Here is a 1,426-nt window from a genome sequence, read left to right as displayed (position 1 = left end):
CCCATGTCGGCAGTGTATTTTGCCAATTCTTCGAAGTCAGCTTTATCGGCTTTAGTTTCGATTGCTGCTGTGTTGGCATCAATATCTTTACGGTTGGCTTCCAAAGCCTCAGTTGCTTTCAGACCTGCTTGTGCCAAGTCAACGATGTCTTTATCGTGACGAGTGATAGCTGCGCTAGTCGCGTCGCTCAGGGCAGTTACTTCATCACCGATGTCGTTAACTTTTTTACCCATGTCGGCAGTGTATTTTGCCAATTCTTCGAAGTCAGCTTTATCGGCTTTAGTTTCGATTGCTGCTGTGTTGGCATCAATATCTTTACGGTTGGCTTCCAAAGCCTCAGTTGCTTTCAGACCTGCTTGTGCCAAGTCAACGATGTCTTTATCCAAGCTGGCAATCGCATTATTGAAGCCTTCGTTAGCTTCTTTTTGCTCTTCCAATGCTGCTTTATTAGCATTTACATCTGCGCTGATGGCGTTAACAACTTCTGCAGTTTTTACCAATGCTTCGCTGTTGTCGTTGACGGTTTCAGTCAAGTCACCCAATGCCTCATCGTGTGCAGCTACAACTTCTTTCAAACCCAATCCGCCAAAGCCGTCAGCTTCAACATCTGCTTGTGTAGCTTCACGGACGGTTTTGCTGCCATCTTCATTAGTAGCGACGAAGTTGCTGCCGGCAGCAAAGCCATTAACTGCCTGCTCCAGCTCCATAGTTTTCAACAACAGGGCTGAACTCTCCTTGTCAAAAGTGAATTTCCCAGTATCTTGATCGAATTTGGTGTTTTCACCAAAAACGGTCTGAAATGCCATAGCATTTTGTGCCTTTTCGGGAATTGAACCCAGATCTCTTTCAGCCGCGCCCGCTGCGCTGCTTACCACAGCTGCCGCAATAGCCAAACTCAATGCTTTAACGTTGAATTTTTTCATGTTTTTTACCTTTTTGTGGTGGGTGTAGGGACGTTATTCAAGATTCTCTTTCCCCGTAAACTGAAAAAGGGACACCGCATGGTCTTAACGGTGATAGTCACTTGAAGAAAGTTGCACCCTCCATTGTAAAAAAATGAAATTTAAATGCAAGTATTCTGTATAGATTTTTCACATATCATGAAAATATGTTGTACATATACATCATTCGGATAAGATGCAAGGAGCACAAAAAATAACGCAAATAGAGACCTTTGCAAAATCCCCCCAAAAATCCCCTAAATTCCCACCAAGACATTTAGGGGATTTCTCATGAGCACCTTCTTCAGGCAAACCGCACAAGTCATGATCGCCAAGCACATCGACCGCCTCCCATTGCTAAAGTTAGATCAAGTGATTGATTGGCAACCGATCGAACAGTACCTGAACCGTCAAAGAACCCGTTACCTCCGAGACCACCGCGGCCGTCCCGCCTATCCCCTGTTGTCCATGTTCAAAGCCGTCCT

2 pseudogenes are annotated in these 1,426 nt (G+C 45.1%); one reads left to right on the top strand and one right to left on the bottom strand.

Annotated elements, in window-relative coordinates:
- Positions 1-923, bottom strand: a pseudogene (locus tag ACTHSN_RS08855) (hypothetical protein); the annotation flags it as partial.
- Between the two features lie 309 nt (positions 924-1,232).
- Here ACTHSN_RS08855 and ACTHSN_RS08850 point away from each other — a divergent pair.
- A pseudogene (locus tag ACTHSN_RS08850) lies at positions 1,233-1,426 on the top strand (IS5/IS1182 family transposase); the annotation flags it as partial.

Origin of the sequence: Neisseria sp. P0009.S010 (assembly GCF_051958545.1) — a bacterium.
GTDB lineage: Bacteria > Pseudomonadota > Gammaproteobacteria > Burkholderiales > Neisseriaceae > Neisseria > Neisseria subflava_A.
This window is presented reverse-complemented; position numbering and strand designations above follow the sequence as displayed.